Origin of the sequence: Methylobacterium sp. PvP105 (genome assembly GCF_017876975.1) — a bacterium.
GTDB classification, from domain to species: Bacteria; Pseudomonadota; Alphaproteobacteria; order Rhizobiales; family Beijerinckiaceae; genus Methylobacterium; species Methylobacterium radiotolerans.
This window is the reverse complement of record NZ_JAGIPA010000001.1, coordinates 2684877-2699495: the sequence shown is the minus strand read 5'-3', so window position 1 is coordinate 2699495 and position 14619 is coordinate 2684877. Positions and strand designations below refer to the sequence as shown.

General features: G+C 75.1%; 17 protein-coding genes. 8 read left to right on the top strand and 9 right to left on the bottom strand.

The genetic code is table 11. From position 1 onward, the window contains the following. Positions 1-5 precede the first annotated feature (5 nt). Positions 6-632 (top strand): bifunctional nicotinamidase/pyrazinamidase, encoded by a 627-nt coding sequence (pncA, locus tag J3A75_RS12810; protein ID WP_024830431.1) that lies wholly within the window; start codon positions 6-8, stop codon positions 630-632. 119 nt (positions 633-751) lie between these two features. Next, on the top strand, positions 752-952 hold the full coding sequence (locus tag J3A75_RS12805; RefSeq protein ID WP_012318625.1) for a hypothetical protein: 201 nt from the start codon (positions 752-754) through the stop codon (positions 950-952). A 52-nt stretch (positions 953-1004) separates the two neighbouring features. On the opposite strand, the gene J3A75_RS12800 is transcribed toward J3A75_RS12805, so the two are convergent. The 3 genes from J3A75_RS12800 to rimO all read right to left on the bottom strand — a co-directional run bounded on the left by J3A75_RS12800 (position 1005) and on the right by rimO (position 4092). Then, on the bottom strand, positions 1005-1250 hold the full coding sequence (locus tag J3A75_RS12800; protein ID WP_024830432.1) for a hypothetical protein: 246 nt from the start codon (positions 1248-1250) through the stop codon (positions 1005-1007). A gap of 157 nt (positions 1251-1407) precedes the next feature. Further along, the gene (dinB, locus tag J3A75_RS12795; RefSeq protein WP_053622479.1) at positions 1408-2490 is read right to left on the bottom strand and encodes a DNA polymerase IV; all 1083 of its coding nucleotides are present in this window, start codon (positions 2488-2490) and stop codon (positions 1408-1410) included. Between the two features lie 255 nt (positions 2491-2745). After that, positions 2746-4092: a 30S ribosomal protein S12 methylthiotransferase RimO gene (gene rimO / locus J3A75_RS12790; RefSeq protein WP_012318622.1), complete on the bottom strand. Its 1347-nt coding sequence runs from the start codon at positions 4090-4092 to the stop codon at positions 2746-2748. A 357-nt stretch (positions 4093-4449) separates the two neighbouring features. On the opposite strand from rimO, the gene pabB reads away from it, so the two are divergent. The 6 genes from pabB to J3A75_RS12760 all read left to right on the top strand — a co-directional run bounded on the left by pabB (position 4450) and on the right by J3A75_RS12760 (position 8726). Then, positions 4450-5823, top strand: a complete 1374-nt coding sequence (gene pabB / locus J3A75_RS12785; RefSeq protein ID WP_012318621.1) for an aminodeoxychorismate synthase component I — start codon at positions 4450-4452, stop codon at positions 5821-5823. Further along, a complete protein-coding gene (locus J3A75_RS12780) occupies positions 5820-6434 on the top strand; it encodes an anthranilate synthase component II (RefSeq protein WP_209650270.1) in 615 nt (204 codons plus the stop codon). The genes pabB and J3A75_RS12780 overlap by 4 nt, the downstream gene beginning before the upstream one ends. Continuing rightward, a complete protein-coding gene (locus J3A75_RS12775; protein ID WP_024830434.1) occupies positions 6421-7272 on the top strand; it encodes an aminotransferase class IV in 852 nt (283 codons plus the stop codon). Before J3A75_RS12780 ends, J3A75_RS12775 begins: the two co-directional genes overlap by 14 nt. A gap of 32 nt (positions 7273-7304) precedes the next feature. Next, the gene (locus tag J3A75_RS12770) at positions 7305-7775 is read left to right on the top strand and encodes a DoxX family protein (protein WP_245372168.1); all 471 of its coding nucleotides are present in this window, start codon (positions 7305-7307) and stop codon (positions 7773-7775) included. Between the two features lie 118 nt (positions 7776-7893). Then, positions 7894-8064, top strand: coding sequence for a hypothetical protein (locus J3A75_RS12765; RefSeq protein ID WP_012318617.1), 171 nt, complete (start codon positions 7894-7896; stop codon positions 8062-8064). A gap of 116 nt (positions 8065-8180) precedes the next feature. Beyond that, complete coding sequence (locus J3A75_RS12760) at positions 8181-8726, top strand: ferritin-like domain-containing protein (protein WP_024830436.1); 546 nt, start codon at positions 8181-8183, stop codon at positions 8724-8726. A 66-nt stretch (positions 8727-8792) separates the two neighbouring features. Here J3A75_RS12760 and J3A75_RS12755 read toward each other — a convergent pair whose 3' ends face one another. The 6 genes from J3A75_RS12755 to J3A75_RS12730 all read right to left on the bottom strand — a co-directional run bounded on the left by J3A75_RS12755 (position 8793) and on the right by J3A75_RS12730 (position 14581). Beyond that, a complete protein-coding gene (locus tag J3A75_RS12755; protein WP_012318615.1) occupies positions 8793-9122 on the bottom strand; it encodes a hypothetical protein in 330 nt (109 codons plus the stop codon). A gap of 101 nt (positions 9123-9223) precedes the next feature. Continuing rightward, the gene (locus J3A75_RS12750) at positions 9224-10726 is read right to left on the bottom strand and encodes a sensor domain-containing diguanylate cyclase (RefSeq protein WP_165850959.1); all 1503 of its coding nucleotides are present in this window, start codon (positions 10724-10726) and stop codon (positions 9224-9226) included. 236 nt (positions 10727-10962) lie between these two features. Further along, the gene (gene mazG / locus J3A75_RS12745; RefSeq protein ID WP_012318613.1) at positions 10963-11874 is read right to left on the bottom strand and encodes a nucleoside triphosphate pyrophosphohydrolase; all 912 of its coding nucleotides are present in this window, start codon (positions 11872-11874) and stop codon (positions 10963-10965) included. Positions 11875-11933: 59 nt separating this feature from the next. Next, positions 11934-12170, bottom strand: coding sequence for a hypothetical protein (locus J3A75_RS12740; RefSeq protein ID WP_012318612.1), 237 nt, complete (start codon positions 12168-12170; stop codon positions 11934-11936). Positions 12171-12299: 129 nt separating this feature from the next. Continuing rightward, positions 12300-12545 carry a hypothetical protein gene (locus J3A75_RS12735; protein ID WP_012318611.1) on the bottom strand — a complete coding sequence of 82 codons (246 nt, stop codon included), beginning with the start codon at positions 12543-12545 and terminating at the stop codon, positions 12300-12302. Between the two features lie 65 nt (positions 12546-12610). After that, positions 12611-14581 (bottom strand): glycosyltransferase family 2 protein, encoded by a 1971-nt coding sequence (locus J3A75_RS12730; RefSeq protein ID WP_209650268.1) that lies wholly within the window; start codon positions 14579-14581, stop codon positions 12611-12613. Between the last annotated feature and the right edge of the window lie 38 nt (positions 14582-14619).

The window sequence follows — 14619 nt, the reverse complement described above, 5'->3', positions numbered from 1 at the left end:
CGACCATGACGCCCGGCAGCGCCGACCTGCTCCTCGTCGTCGACGTGCAGGTCGATTTCCTGCCGGGCGGGGCGCTCCCGGTCCCGGAAGGCGACGCGGTGGTCGGCCCGATCAACGACCTCCAGCACCGCTTCCGGCACGTGGTGCTGATGCAGGACTGGCATCCGGCCGATCACGTCTCCTTCGCCGAGACCCATCCGGGGCGGGCCCCGTTCGAGACCGTGGCGCTGCCCTACGGGCCGCAGGTGCTGTGGCCGCGCCACTGCGTCCAGGGCAGCCCGGGCGCCGCCTTCGCGCCGGGTCTCGCCACCGACCGGGCGAGCCTCGTGGTGCGCAAGGGGCTCGATCCCCGGGTCGACAGCTACTCGGCCTTCCTGGAGGCCGACCGGTCGACCCGCACCGGGCTCGCCGGGGCGCTCAGGGAGCGCGGCATCACCCGCGTCGCCGTGTGCGGCCTCGCCACCGATTTCTGCGTCGCCTGGAGCGCGCTCGACGCCAGCGACGCGGGTTTCGAGGTCCTCGTGGTGGAGGATGCGGTGCGCGGGATCGACGTGGACGGGTCGCTCGCGCAGGCCTGGGCGCGCATGGAGGCGGCGGGGGTGCGCCGGATCCGGTCGGCGCAGATCGGCTGAGCGGGCTGACCGGCCCCGGGGGCGGGAGGCGAACCGCCGCACGCCGCGCGGGAGACCGGCCCCGCGCCGATGCGTTGGCCCGGCATCGGCGTCCGTCGGGATGCCAGTCAGGAGCCAGCATGTCAGGCAAGCACCCGAAGACCGACACGCCCACGGACGCCGACCTCAAGGGCAATCCCGGGATCGGCACCTCGAAGGGGATGAGCGGCGCCGACCCGGCGGATCTGCAGGCGGATTCGACCTTCGAGGGCGACGTCGACAACGAGACGAAGCTCGACGGCGGCGTCGACCCCGACCACCGGCCGCGCAAGAACGCGTGACAGCCTGAACGCGTGACGGATGCCCGGGCCGGCGCGGCCCGGGCGCTCCCCGTCAGCGGGCGCGGGCCGGCGGCTTCGGCCGCCGGGGTGCGGGGGCCGGGCCGGTCGCGAGCCCGGCGGACGGGCCGCCCGCCGGGACGTAGAGCTGGGCGGGGCTCGCGGAGTAGCCCCGGAGCTGCGCCGCGCTGGCGGCCCCGAAGGCGGCGGTGCCGTCGGCGCGGGCAGCGCCCGCCGGGACGGTCAGCAGGAGCGCGGCGGACAAAACCAGAGACGGGGCCGGGGAGGCGGGCTTCGACATGGGGCGGACCCTTCGGTTCGTGCGGGCCCCGGGCAATCCCGGTCCGCGCCGGACGGATCCCATGTGGGGCGGCCGCGCGGGCCCGGCGTGCGGGACCGCACCGCGATCCCGCGTCGCATCATCGCGGGATCGGCGCGGGCCCCGCGGCGGGAGCCCGTCACAGGGCCAGCCCGAGCTGGAGCGGCGCCTCGGGCGCGTCCTGCGCGAAGCCCGACAGCGACACCCCGATCAGCCGCGCGCTGCGCCGCAGGGGGAACAGGCCGGCCAGCAGGTCGAGGCCGATCCGCTCCAGCCCTGCCCGGTCGGCGACGGGGACGGGCAGCGACCGGGCCCGGGTGACCTGGGCGAAATCCGAGAACTTGAGCTTCAGGGTCACGGTCCGGGCGCGCATGCCCTTGGCGTCGGCCGCGGCCCAGACCTTGTCGAACAGCGGCGCCAGCCGGGCGGCCAGGACCTCGAAGGCGGCGGTGTCGTCCGAGAAGGTGGTCTCCGCGCCGATCGACTTGCGCACCCGGTGGGCGCGGACCGGCCGCTCGTCGATCCCGCGGGCGACCGCGTGGTAGTAGGCGCCCGCGGAGCCGAAGGTCTCGCGCAGGCGCTCCGGCGTCCAGGCGCGCAGGTCCGCCCCGGTCTCGATCCCGAGCCGCTTCATCTTCGCCTCGGTGACCGGGCCGACGCCGTGGAACCGGCCGATCGGCAGCGCGGCCACGAAGTCCGGCCCCATGGCGGGGGTGATGACGAACAGGGCGTTCGGCTTCCTGTGGTCGGACGCCACCTTGGCGAGGAACTTGTTGTACGAGACCCCGGCCGAGGCCACGAGCCCGGTGCGCTCCAGGATCTCGGCCCGGATCGCCTTCGCCACGGCCGTCGCGGTCGGGAGGCCCAGGAGATTCTCGGTGACGTCGAGATAGGCCTCGTCGAGGGCCACCGGCTCGATGACGGCCGTGTGCCGGGCGAAGACCGCGCGGATCTCCTCCGAGACCGCCCGGTAGACCTCGAAGCGCGGCTTCACGAACAGCAGGTCCGGGCACAGCCGCCGCGCGGTGGCCGACGGCATGGCCGAGCGGACGCCGAACCGGCGCGCCTCGTAGCTCGCCGCCGCCACCACGCCGCGCTCCCGCGAGCCGCCCACCGCCAGGGGTTTGCCGCGCAGGGACGGGTCGTCGCGCTGCTCCACGGAGGCGTAGAACGCGTCCATGTCGATGTGGATGATTTTTCGGAGCGCGACCTCCGGATCCATCGCCGCCTCGGAGATCCGCCGCTGGTTCCCGCTCTGTTCTAAAGATCGCGGCGGCCCTGCGGGGTCAAGCTGCGCCGGGCGGGGCGTCAACAGGGATATCCCACCCACGCCCCCATCCCGAGGTGCGAGCGGAGCGAGCCTCGAAGGAGGGCTCCGGGGATCGCGCGGTCGGCTGGAGCCCTCCTCCGAGGCCTCCGCGGCGCTCGGCGCCTCAGGATGAGGGCACGGTTCGGATCGTCGCCACGGCGCGCCGCCTCAGGCGACGCTGCCGTAGAGGTCGTAGGCCTCGGCCCGGTCGATCTTCACGGTGACGATGTCGCCGACCCGCACCGGGCGCCGGAAGGCGGCGTGGACGGTGCCGTCGATCTCCGGCGCGTCGGCCTTGGACCGGCCCCGCGCGACCCCGCCCTCGACGGAATCGACGATGACCGGCAGCCGCTTGCCGACCTTGGCCCGCTGCAGCCGCAGCGCGATCCCGTTCTGCGTCTCCATGAACCGGCGCTTGCGCTCGGCCTTCACCGCCGGCGGCACGGGGTCGCCCAGCGCGTTGGCGGTGGCGCCCGCCACCGGCTCGTACTCGAAGCAGCCGACCCGATCGAGCTTGGCCTCCTGCAGCCAGGCCAGCAGTTCCTCGAACTCGGCCTCGGTCTCGCCGGGGAAGCCGACGATGAAGGTCGAGCGGATCGCGAGATCCGGGCAGGTCTGCCGCCAGCTGCGGATCCGGTCGAGCTGGCGCTCCTGATTGCCGGGGCGGCGCATGCGCTTGAGCACCGACGGGCTCGCGTGCTGGAGCGGCATGTCGAGGTAGGGGAGCACCTTGCCCTCGGCCATCAGGGGGATGACCTCGTCCACGTGCGGGTAGGGGTAGACGTAGTGCAGCCGCACCCAGGCCCCGAGCTCGCCGAGCTCCCGGGTCAGGTCGTAGAACTTCGCGCGGACCTGCCGGTCGCGCCACGGGCTCTCACTGTAGCGGATATCGACGCCGTAGGCGCTGGTGTCCTGGCTGACGACCAGCAGCTCCTTCACGCCGGCCTTCACCAGTTTCTCCGCTTCCCGCAGCACGTCGGCGGCCGGGCGGCTGACGAGGTTCCCGCGCAGGGACGGGATGATGCAGAAGCTGCAGCGATTGCTGCACCCCTCCGAGATCTTCAGGTAGGCGTAGTGGCGCGGGGTGAGCTTGATCCCCTGCGGCGGCACGAGGTCGAGGAACGGGTCGTGGGCCGGCGGCACCGCCTCGTGGACGGCCGCCACCACCGACTCGTAGGCCTGGGGCCCGGTCACCGCCAGGAGGTCGGGGTACTTCTCGCGGATCTCCTCCGGCTGCGCGCCCATGCAGCCGGTGACGATCACCCGGCCGTTCTCCGCCATGGCCTCGCCGATCGCCGAGAGCGACTCCGCCTTGGCCGAGTCGAGGAAGCCGCAGGTGTTGACGATCACCACGTCGGCGCCGTCGTGCCGGCGGGCCAGCTCGTAGCCCTCGGCGCGAAGATGGGTGAGGATCCGCTCGGAATCGACCAGCGCCTTGGGGCAGCCCAGCGAGACGAACGAGATTTTCGGGGCGGCGCCGGGAGCGGGGCCGCGGGGGGCGGGCGTGGCGGTCATGGCATTCGGGTCGGACAGTCCGGCGGGGCGATCGGCCGCCCGGCGCGCGGGACCAGGAATTCGGGGTCGCGCTCCTATACAGGCTCCGGCGCCTCCGCGCGAGGCCGGCCGCCGCAGGGGTGACCAGCCCCGCGCGCGAGCCTGGGCCCGGACGCGGATCCTGTCATGACAGCAAAGCTTTGCGGCGGGCTTCTCAGACCCCACATCAGGACGGGACAGCGCGGCCCTGCGCCCCGGACACGGCCCGCCCGCGCGAGGCGGCGGGGCCTGCGTGGAACTGCCGCTTCCCCCGCGGCATCGCCTGTGCGACGGCAGCGGACGACGCACAGCCCGAGGATAACGGCCCCGAACCCGGTCATGTGGACCCGAGAGATCCCCTTCATCGATCCCGTCGCGGCGGCGGCCCGGCTGCGCGCCCTGCCCGGGCTCGCCTTCCTCGACAGCGCCATGCGGCACGACCCGCTGGGGCGGCACTCGATCGTGGCCGCCGACCCGTTCGCGCGGTTCCGCTACCGCGACGGGCGCGCGACCCTCGACGGGCGACCGGTGGCGGGCGGCCCGATGGCGGCGCTCCGGGCCTGCCTCGAACCCTACCGGCTCGAGCCCGGGCCGGAACCGTTCCCCGGCGGGGCGATCGGGTACCTGGCCTACGACCTCGGCGCGGCGCTGGAGCGGGTGGCGGCGCCGGCCCGGCGGGCGGGGCTCACCGACGACATCGCGCTGAACCTCTACGACACGGCCCTGGTCGTCGACCACGCCGCCGGCACGGCCCGGCTGGTCGCCACGGGTTTCCCGGAGACCGCGCCGGACGCGCGGCGGGCCCGCGCGGAGGCGCGGCTCGCCGGCTTCGCCGACCTGCTCGGCGGCGCGGAGCCGCCGGTCCCGGCCGCAGCCCGGCCGGCCCAACCGCTCGCGTGGCGCTCGAACTTCGACCGCCAAAGCTATGAAGAGGCTGTCGAAAAAGTCCGCGCATACATCCGCGCCGGCGACATCTACCAGGCCAATATCGCCCAGCGCTTCGTCGCCGACCTGCCGGCCGGCTTCGACCCGTTCGCCCTCTACCGGCGGCTGCGCGAGACCAATCCGGCGACCTTCGGGGCCTACCTGGAACAGGAGGGCCTGACCGTGGCCTCGTCATCGCCGGAGCGGTTCATCCGCCTCGACGGCCGGCACGTGGAGACGCGCCCGATCAAGGGCACCGCCCGCCGCCTCGACGACCCGGTGGCCGACCGGGCGGCGGCCGAGGCGCTGCAGGCCAGCGTCAAGGAGCGGGCCGAGAACGTCATGATCGTCGACCTGCTGCGCAACGACCTGTCGCGGGTCTGCGCGCCGGGCAGCGTCGCCGTGCCGACCCTGTGCGGGCTGGAGACCTACGCCAACGTCCACCATCTGGTGTCGGTGGTGACCGGAGACCTCCGCGACGGGCTCGACGCCCTCGACCTCCTGGAAGGGACCTTCCCGGGCGGCTCGATCACGGGCGCCCCGAAGATCCGCGCCATGGACATCATCACCGAGATCGAGGGCGACGCGCGGGAACTCTACTGCGGCGCCATCGGCCGGATCGGCTTCGACGGGGCGCTCGACACGTCGATCGCGATCCGCACCGTGTTCATGGACGCGCACCAGGCGGTCCTGCAGGCCGGGGGCGGGGTGACCCTGCTGTCGGAGCCGGGCCCGGAATACGACGAGACCCTGGCCAAGGCCGCCCGCGTCTTCGAGGCCTTCGCATGATCCTCGTCCTCGACAATTACGACTCGTTCGTCTTCAACGTCGTCCGCTACCTGGAGGAGCTCGGCGAGACGGTCCGGGTCGTGCGCAACGACGCGCTGGACGTCCCCGGCATCCGGGCGCTCGAACCGGAGGCCCTGGTGGTCTCGCCCGGGCCCTGCACCCCCGCGGAGGCCGGGATCTCCCTGCCGGCGATCCGGGAGCTGTCGGGCGCGGTGCCGATCCTCGGCGTCTGCCTCGGCCACCAGGCGATCGGCGCGGCCTTCGGCGGCACGGTCGCGCGGGCGCAGCGGCCCCTGCACGGGCAGATGACGCCGATCGACCACGCGGGCCAGCGCCTGTTCGCCGGGCTGCCGGCGCCGATGCCGGTGGGACGCTACCACTCGCTGGTGGTCACCCCCGGCCCCGACATGGCGCGGCACCTCTCGGTCGACGCCGTCTCGCAGGAGGGGGAGGTGATGGCGCTGTCGCACCGGACCCACCCGACCTACGGCATCCAGTTCCACCCGGAATCGGTCCTGACCGAGGGTGGCCACGCCCTGTTCGCCAATTTCCTGGGACTGGCCCGCGCGTGGCGGCAGAAACCGGAGGGGCGCCGCGATGCTGTGGCGTGACGGGGCGCTTCTCCCCGGGACGACCGCGCCGCTGGACCACACCGACCGCGGCCTGACGCTCGGCGACGGCCTGTTCGACACCGCGCTGGCGCTCGGCGGCCGCGTGGCCTTCGAGGACGCCCACATCGCCCGGCTCGTGGCCTCCGCCGACACGCTCGGGATCCCGGCCGACGCCGAGCGCATCCGTGGGGCCATGCGGGCGCTGGCCGGGCAGGGGGAGCGGCTCGCGATCCGCACCACCCTCACCCGCGGCTCCGGCCCGCGGGGACTGAAGCCGCCGGACGCCCCGAACCCGACGCTCTTCGCCACCGCGGCCGTGAGCACCAGGGCCGCGTCCTTCGCGCCCCTGCGCCTCTGGCCGACCGCCATCGCCCGCAACGACACCTCCCCCGCCAGCCGCCTGAAGACGCTGGGCTATGGCGACGCGGTGCTGGCCGCCCGGGAGGCCGCCGCCGCGGGCTGCGACGAGGCGCTGTTCCGCAACACGCGGGGGCGCGTCGCCTGCGCGGGCACCGGCAACCTGTTCGCCCTGCTCGGCACCACCCTGGTCACGCCGCCGCTCGGAGACGGCGTGCTCGCCGGCATCGTGCGGGCGGAGGTGCTGGGCCTCGCCGCCGGATGCGGGCTGCGGGCCGAGGAACGGTCGCTCGGCCTGCCCGATCTCCTCGGCGCAGAGGCCGTGTTCCTGACCAATTCCCTGCGGCTCCTGGCCCCCGTGACGGCCATCGGCGACACCGCCCTGGCCAGTGACGGCCACCCGGCGGTGGGCCGCCTCAAGGCGGCCTTGCGCGCCCGCGTCGCCCAATCCTGCGGCGTCACGGAGGACGCTGTCGCGTGACCGAGCAGGCGATCGAGACCGGGCGGCGCCGGCTGCGCTACGGGCTCGCGGCGATCTACCTGTTCATCGGCGCGGTCCACCTCGTGGCGGCCGACGCGATGCTGCCGCTGATGCCCGGCTGGGTGCCGCAGCCGCGACTCGTCATCCTGGCGACCGGCCTGTGCGAGATCGCCGGGGCGATCGGCCTCCTGACGGGCCGGTTCCGCCGGGCGGCCGCGATCGGCCTCGCCCTCTACGCGGTCTGCGTCTACCCGGCGAACCTCAAGCACGCCTTCGACCACGTCCACGTCGACGGCATCCCGGATTCCTGGTGGTATCACGGGCCGCGCCTCGCCTTTCAGCCGGTCTTCGTCTGGGCGGCGCTCTGGGCCGGCGGCCTGATCGACTGGCCGTTCGGCGGGGGCCGCGGATCCGGACAGGGCGCGGCCGGGACCTCCCGCGATCCGGCGCGGCCGCTGGCGGCTCCGGGACCGGACGCGCCGGCAACCATCCGGGAACCTTGATCACAGGATCCCGGGATCATGGGAGGCTTTGATCTCAGGATCCTGGCCGCTCGACCGGCCGGCAGCCGTCGCGCGGGCCGGAAGACCGGTCCGCCCGGCACCGACACGGGCGGACGACATGCCGAAGCGCCGCGACCCGGGCCGATCGACCCCGCCCCCGCCGGAGACCGTTCCGGACCGCGACGCCGTAGAGCGCGCCCTGGAAACGGTCCTCGACCGCCTGCGCCCGAAGCCGGGGGGCGCGCCGCGGGCCGGGCGGAAGCCGCGCCCGGACGGGGCGGGCCGCTGAGCCCCGAAAGGTTCCTCCACAGGGCGAAGATATCGTCCGGATACGGCCGGCCGGACCGGCGTTGCCCGGAGGACGCCGCCGAACACGGCGCGCGGCCCCCAGCGGAGACAGACCGAATGGCCAAGCAGAAGACGCTGCAGGACGCTTTCTACGAGACCCTGAAGGACGTCTACTACGCCGAGAAGCAGTCGGTGAAGGCGCTCAAGAAATCCGCCAAGGCGGCGGAGCACGACGAGCTGCGCCAGGCCTTCGAGACCCACGCCGAGGAGAGCGCCCAGCAGGTGGAGCGCCTGACGCAGGTCTTCGAGATCATCGGCAAGCCGGCCCGGGCCAAGACCTGCGAGGCGATGCAGGGCATCGTCTCGGAGATGGAGGAGGATCTCGACGATTTCGCCGACAGCCCGGCCGCCGACGCGGTGCTGGCCGCCTGCGCCCAGGCGGTGGAGCACTACGAGATCGCCCGCTACGGCACCCTGAAGACCTGGGCGGCCCAGCTCGGCTACGCGGACGCCGCCGAGCTCCTGGACGAGACCCTGCAGGAGGAGAAGCGGACCGACGCGCTGCTCTCGAAGATCGCCGCGTCGATCAACGCCGCGGGCGAGCCCGGCGGGGCGGAGCCGGATGCCGAGCCGTCGAAGGGCAGGGGGAAGAAGGCCGCCTGACCGCGCCCCGGCCGCGCGGGCGGGCCGGCGCCCCCGGGCGCCGGTTCGCCGCTGCCCGGGCCGGCGTCAGTTCGCCTTCTCGATGGCGCTCAGCGGCGTCCAGTAGCAGCGATCCTGCGTGTCCTTCAGGGCGAGGCAGCCGTAGCTCATCGTCCGGGACTCGAGCCGGACCTCCTCGCCGGGCTTGAACGAGCGGCACTCGCCGCTGGCGAGGCTGCCCTGCAGCAGCTGGCCGAATCCGGACTCGTCGCCCGCCATGACCAGCTTGAACAGGCGGTCCGTGACCTCCTGGCTGTGGCAGCCGAACCGCTCTTGGAGGACCGTCTCGGCCGCGGCGGGCCGGGGCAGGGCGGCGGTGACGGCGAGGGCGGCGAGGACGGGCAGGGCGAAGCGCATGCGCGGAACATATCCGCGCGCCGCGACGTGTCGAGCCCTCGGCGCGCGGGGGAAGCGCGGAGGATCGCCGCGGCGATGTCCGGCCCCGGCCTCCGCCACCGTCAGCACGGCGGCGCCTGGCTGAAGACGGACGTGCCCGGCACGGGCGGCCGCCCGGCCCACGCGCCGTCGCGATAGCGCCGCTTCGCCGCGTACATCTGGGAATCCGCGCGGGACACGGCGGCCTTCAGGCCCCCGTCGCCGCGCCAGGTGGCCGAGCCGAGGGCGGCGCTGATGACGGCCGCGCCGGGCCGGTTCTCGCCGTCGATCCCGTCGAGGATCCGCCGGGCCAGCGCGGCGGCGTCCGCGGCGTCGAGGCCCGGCAGCAGGATCACGAACTCGTCGCCGCCGATCCGGGCCGGGCGGGCCGCGACGGGGCTGTGGCGCTCCAGGATGGCCCCGAACCGGCGGATCACGTCGTCGCCGGCATCGTGGCCCCGGTCGTCGTTGGTCGCCTTGAGGTCGTTCAGGTCCGCGACGATCACGGAGGTCGGCACGGTCCGGCCCGCCTCCAGCCGGTCGAGCGCGGCCGCGTAGCCCAGGCGGTTGAGCAGGCCGGTCAGCGGATCGGTCAGGCTCAGGACCGCGAGGCGCGCCTCGGAGCGCTTGTTGTCGCCGATATCCGTGAGGGCGATCTGGACGAGGCGCCGCCCGCCGCCGGCCTCCGGGACCGGCGAGCGCTGCATCTTGAGGTGCAGGTCGCGCCCGTCGCGGCTGCGCGCCGCGATGTCCCGGCTGCGCGGCGCCGCGCCGTCCCAGAGCTCGGCCAGCTCCTCCCGGAAGAGCTGCAGCGGCGCCTCGCCGAGGCCGCTGCCGAGACCGCTGCCGAGACCGCCGCCGAGACCGCCATCCAGGTGACGCGCGAGGGCGTCGCAGGTGTCGACGCCGAACAGCGCCAGGGCGGGGCGGTTCGCGTCGACGATCCGGCGGGAGGCCTCGGCCTCGGCGAGCCAGCCCGGATGGGCCGCCAGGTGGCCGGCGAGATCCGTGATCCCGTCGGCCCGCAGCGCCGCCAGCCGGGCGGCGACCCCCGTCTCGTCGCGGATCAGGGTCGGGACCGGCGCGTGCTGGAACAGGGTTCCGGTGCGCCGGTCCGCGTCGCGCTCCCGCCGCAGCGCCTCGCGCCGCGTGATGTCCTCGACCGAGATCAGGTAGCGGGTCCAGCCGGCCTCGTGCCCCGGCAGCATCTGCCCCGCGTAGCTGACGTCGATGACGCGCCCCGAGACGGTGCGGTTCCGCGTGACGAGGCGGACCTGGGTCGCCCCGGCCCAGAGCTGGCACAGCACCTCGATCAGCGCCTCCGCGCGCGGATCGTCGAAGATCGCCGGGATGTGGGCGAACAGCTCGGCCTCGTCCCGCGCGTCGTAGGTCGCGAGCGTGCTGCGGTTGACCCGCACGATCCGGATCAGGCTCTGGCAGGTCCGCAGGTGCCCGGGATCGCGCAGCCAGGCGCGGAGGTCGACCATGCCGGCCTCCCGCCACGCGTCGAGACGGGCCTTCAGCGCGCCGAGGTCCTGCAACCAGAGGGAAACGGGCGCGAGCTCGAACAGCTGCGCCTCGAGCATCTCGGTCTGTCCCGGGGTCTGCGGCATGGAACGGCGAAGCTTGGGCGGTCGTCTCGACGGATAGGGTCGCGGCGTCCTAGCCCCTTTACCTTGACGAATGGTGCTCGTCCCGACGCTCGACCGGACGCGTGCGGCGGCCGGCCTGCCGGCCTCGAGCCCTCGCCACGGCGCGCGATCCCGACCCGCGGGCCTCCGGAGCGCCCGCGCGCGGTCGGGACGGGGCGGGCCTCGATCCGCTACGGCCCGCCCGCCGCCTCGTCGCGCTTGGCGGCCTGCCACGCCGCCTCCATGGCGGCGAGGTCGGAGCGGCCGAGGGCGCCTCCGGCGGCCGCGAGATGCCGCGCCATGGCGGCGAAGCGGCGCTCGAACTTGGCGGTGCCGTCGCGCAGGGCGGTCTCCGGGTCGATCCCGGCGTGCCGCGCGAGGTTCGCCACCGAGAACAGCAGGTCGCCGATCTCCTCCGACACGGCCTCCGGGTCGCCCGCCGCCAGGGCCTCGGCGACCTCGTCGGTCTCCTCGCGGACCTTGGCGACGACCTGGGCGGCGTCGTCCCAGTCGAAGCCGTGGGCGGCCGCCCGCCGGGAGATCTTCTCCGCCCGGGCGAGGGCCGGCAGCGCCCGCGCGACGCCGCCGAGCGGGTCCGGCACCGGATCCGGGCTATCGGCCCCCCGCTCCGCCTGCCGGGCCGCCCGTTCCTGCGCCTTGATCGCCGCCCACTGCGCCTCGACCGCCGCGGGGTCGCGCCGGGGCGAGCCGGCGGGCAGGGGCGCGCCGTCCGGGGTGAAGACGTGGGGGTGGCGCCGGACCAGCTTGTCGCCGATGGCGCGGGCCACGTCGTCGAACGCGAAGGCGCCCTGCTCCTCGGCCATGCGGGCGTGGAACACCACTTGGAGGAGCAGGTCGCCGAGCTCGTCGCGCAGGTCGCGGAGATCGCCCCGCGCCACCGCGTCGGCGACCTCGTAGGCCTCCTCGATCGTGTAGGGCACGATGGTGGCGAAGCTCTGCGCCACGTCCCAGGGGCAGCCGGCGACGGGATCGCGCAGGCTCGCCATCAGCCGCAGGAGCCGGCCCAGGGGCGCCTCCGCGGCGGGATCGTCGTCCCGCACCCCGTTCGCCCCGGACCGGCCCGCGTCGCGTGTCTCGCTCATGGCGACGGCGTTAGAGCATGGCGCGGCGCAGGGAAATCCGTCCCGGGGGCCGCCGGGGCTCAGACCCGGCGGGGATCGCGCTCCCGTACCTGCTCGGCCTGCAGACCGTTCAGGTAGCCGGTCAGGCGGCCGCTGACCGCCGGATCGGCGCACTGCACCCAGAGGGGCGCCGGGAGGGCGCGGACGGGCAGGCGCAGCAGGAAGGCCTCGGCCGAGAGGGCCGCCTCCCGCTCGGAGGCGGCCGCCAGCAGGCGCGCGCCCGCCCGCGTGCCGATCAGGATCGCGATCGTGCTCATGGCAGCTCTCCCGGCAGCTCTCTCGGCACCTCTCCGGGCCGCGCCCGTGCGGGACAACGGCGCGCGGGTCGCGGGCGTTGCACGGCGCGCCAATCTGCGCGGCCGCCGGCATGGCCGCCAGCGCGGCCCTCAGCTCGTCGGCCGGACGCAGAGCGGCTCCCGGGCCAGCGCCAGGGTGAACGACCACAGGATCCGGCCGACGGAATCCGTCAGCACCGCCCCGGTCAGGAGCATGTTGGCGGCGGTGCGGCACAGGTCGCGGGCGTTGCGGATCGCCGTCTCCGCGTCGTCCGCCTCCAGGCAGTCGCTGGCGAAGGCGAGGCCGCAGCGGCCGTCCGCGTGCTCGAGGGTGCGTCGGAGGTGATAGGCCGGCATCGCTTGGACCACCGCGAGGCGAATCACCGGCCGCCCGCGGCGCGGGCGGGAGCCGGCGCGCGAGGCTAGCGGCGCCGCGCGCCGGCGCGACTGATCCAGATCAAGCCGACGCGCATTCGCCGCCGCCCCGCCCCGGCCCGGTGTCGCAGGCTGTCGCAGGGTGTCGCAGGATGCGCCCGGCGCCGCCGGCCGCTGCGGGAGGTCCGCGCGAGGCCGTGCCGGGTCTTGTTCCAGCGCAGCGGAGCGCGGACCAGCTCGATCAGCGCCAGCCACGCGGCCAGGCTGACCAGCAGGAAGTAGACCGGCATCCACGGGACCGACCGGGCGAGATCCCCCCAGCCGCGGCGGGCGCAGCCGACGAGGGCGGGCAGGACCAGGGCGGCGAGCCCCGTCCCGAACAGCGTGATGGCGAGCCCCGTGGAGAGGTTGTCCAGGAAGACGGGGGCGGCCGGGATCTCCAGGACCAGGAAGGACCACGCCGCCGCGGCGAGGCAGACCGGGTAGGCGAGCGCCGAGACCACCGTCCCGGGAACCAGGGCGGCGGCGCAGAGCGTCTCCAGGCCGCCGAGCCTGCAGGCGTTGGCGAGGGGGCGCCGCCCGTGGGTGAGGCTCGTCTGGACCAGGCCCTTCAGCCAGCGGGTGCGCTGGCCGAGCCAGGGCCCGAGGCGGGCCGGCGCCTCCTCGAAGGTGGGGCTGGGCAGGTCGCCGACCGTGTAGCCCGCCAGCGCGAGGCGCAGGCCGAGATCCGCGTCCTCGGTGACGTTGTGGGCGTCCCAGCCGTGCAGCGCCCGCACCACGTGGGTGCGCAGGTGCATCGAGGTGCCGCCCAGCGGGACCGGCAGGCCGCAGCGGGCGAAGGCCGGGTTCAGCACGTCGAACAGCCCGGCATATTCCAGGGCGAAGGCGCGGGCGAGGCGCGAATCGCCGGCATTGTCGATCACGAGCCGCCCCTGGAGGCAGGCGGTGCGCGCGGGCAGGCGCGCGAACAGGGCGGCCGCCAGCCGCAGCTGCCCGGGATCGGGCACGTCCTCGGCGTCGTAGACCGTGAGCAGGGCGCCGCGGGCCAGCGGCAGGGCGGCGTTGAGCGCCCGCGGCTTGGTGCGCGGGCCGCCCGGCGGCACCGTGATCACCTCGAACCGGGCCGGGAGGGTGTCGCGGGGGAGGGCCGCGGCGGTCTCCGCGTCGTCCGCCTCGAGCAGCAGCTTGATGTCGAGCTTGGCGGCCGGATAGTCGAGGGCGGAGAGCGCCCTGAGCAGGTCCGGCACCACCGCCGCCTCGCGGTGGAGGGGGACGAGGACCGTGTAGACCGGCAGGTCGGCCTCGGCGAGGGGCGCGACCGCCTCCGCGGCCACCGGGGCCGCGATGGCGAGGGCCGCGATCCGCAGGGTCGCCATGGCCAGGAACAGGACCTGCCCGGCCGTCATCGCCGCGCGCGCCAGCGGGGCCGGCAGCGCCGCGCACAGGCAGAGCGCGGCGGCGGCGGCGAGGGCGAGGACCAGCAGCCAGCGGAGGGCCGGCTCGGGGGCGGCCGCCCGCTCGGGGCTGTGCCGCCGCAGATCGTGCGCCGCGTGATCGGCCACCTGCCCGGGCACGGACGCGAACACGGCCTCGCGCAGGCGGGTGGGGCTGGTGATCGCCGGGACGGCGGCGCGGCCGGGTACGCGGCCGGGTACGCGGCCGGCCGCGTCGAGGAGGTCCGCGATCGCCCGCCCGCGGGGCGCCAGCACCCAGGGCGCCACCGCGCCCGGCGCCAGCGGCGCGAGGCCGGCCACGAGGCTGTCGGGGAAGCGCAGGCCCAGGCCGAACGGGATCGAGCCGTCGAGGAAGGGGGCGCCGAGCGCCCGGGCCAGGGCCGCGTAGTAGGCCGATTCGGTGATCAGGCCGGCATTCATCAGCGCGGTCGCCGCGTCGGTCCCGGCCGCGGCCGCCGCGGCGGCCGCCCGGACCAGCAGCCGCCCGTCGACGCCCTCGGCCAGCAGGAAGGCGATCTCCGGCGGCAGGGCCTCCGGCCCCGCGGGCGGGCGCTGGAAGGACACGCCGCGCGCTCCCCCGGTGGCCCCAGGACGTGGTAGAG

Bases quoted from the DNA above. Each gene is read 5' to 3' on its own strand.
- pncA (WP_024830431.1), top strand. From the start codon at position 6: ATGACGCCCGGCAGCGCCGACCTGCTCCTCGTCGTCGACGTGCAGGTC.
- J3A75_RS12805 (WP_012318625.1), top strand. From the start codon at position 752: ATGTCAGGCAAGCACCCGAAGACCGACACGCCCACGGACGCCGACCTC.
- J3A75_RS12800 (WP_024830432.1), bottom strand. From the start codon at position 1,250: ATGTCGAAGCCCGCCTCCCCGGCCCCGTCTCTGGTTTTGTCCGCCGCG.
- dinB (WP_053622479.1), bottom strand. From the start codon at position 2,490: ATGGATCCGGAGGTCGCGCTCCGAAAAATCATCCACATCGACATGGAC.
- rimO (WP_012318622.1), bottom strand. From the start codon at position 4,092: ATGACCGCCACGCCCGCCCCCCGCGGCCCCGCTCCCGGCGCCGCCCCG.
- pabB (WP_012318621.1), top strand. From the start codon at position 4,450: ATGTGGACCCGAGAGATCCCCTTCATCGATCCCGTCGCGGCGGCGGCC.
- J3A75_RS12780 (WP_209650270.1), top strand. From the start codon at position 5,820: ATGATCCTCGTCCTCGACAATTACGACTCGTTCGTCTTCAACGTCGTC.
- J3A75_RS12775 (WP_024830434.1), top strand. From the start codon at position 6,421: ATGCTGTGGCGTGACGGGGCGCTTCTCCCCGGGACGACCGCGCCGCTG.
- J3A75_RS12765 (WP_012318617.1), top strand. From the start codon at position 7,894: ATGCCGAAGCGCCGCGACCCGGGCCGATCGACCCCGCCCCCGCCGGAG.
- J3A75_RS12760 (WP_024830436.1), top strand. From the start codon at position 8,181: ATGGCCAAGCAGAAGACGCTGCAGGACGCTTTCTACGAGACCCTGAAG.
- J3A75_RS12755 (WP_012318615.1), bottom strand. From the start codon at position 9,122: ATGCGCTTCGCCCTGCCCGTCCTCGCCGCCCTCGCCGTCACCGCCGCC.
- J3A75_RS12750 (WP_165850959.1), bottom strand. From the start codon at position 10,726: ATGCTCGAGGCGCAGCTGTTCGAGCTCGCGCCCGTTTCCCTCTGGTTG.
- mazG (WP_012318613.1), bottom strand. From the start codon at position 11,874: ATGAGCGAGACACGCGACGCGGGCCGGTCCGGGGCGAACGGGGTGCGG.
- J3A75_RS12740 (WP_012318612.1), bottom strand. From the start codon at position 12,170: ATGAGCACGATCGCGATCCTGATCGGCACGCGGGCGGGCGCGCGCCTG.
- J3A75_RS12735 (WP_012318611.1), bottom strand. From the start codon at position 12,545: ATGCCGGCCTATCACCTCCGACGCACCCTCGAGCACGCGGACGGCCGC.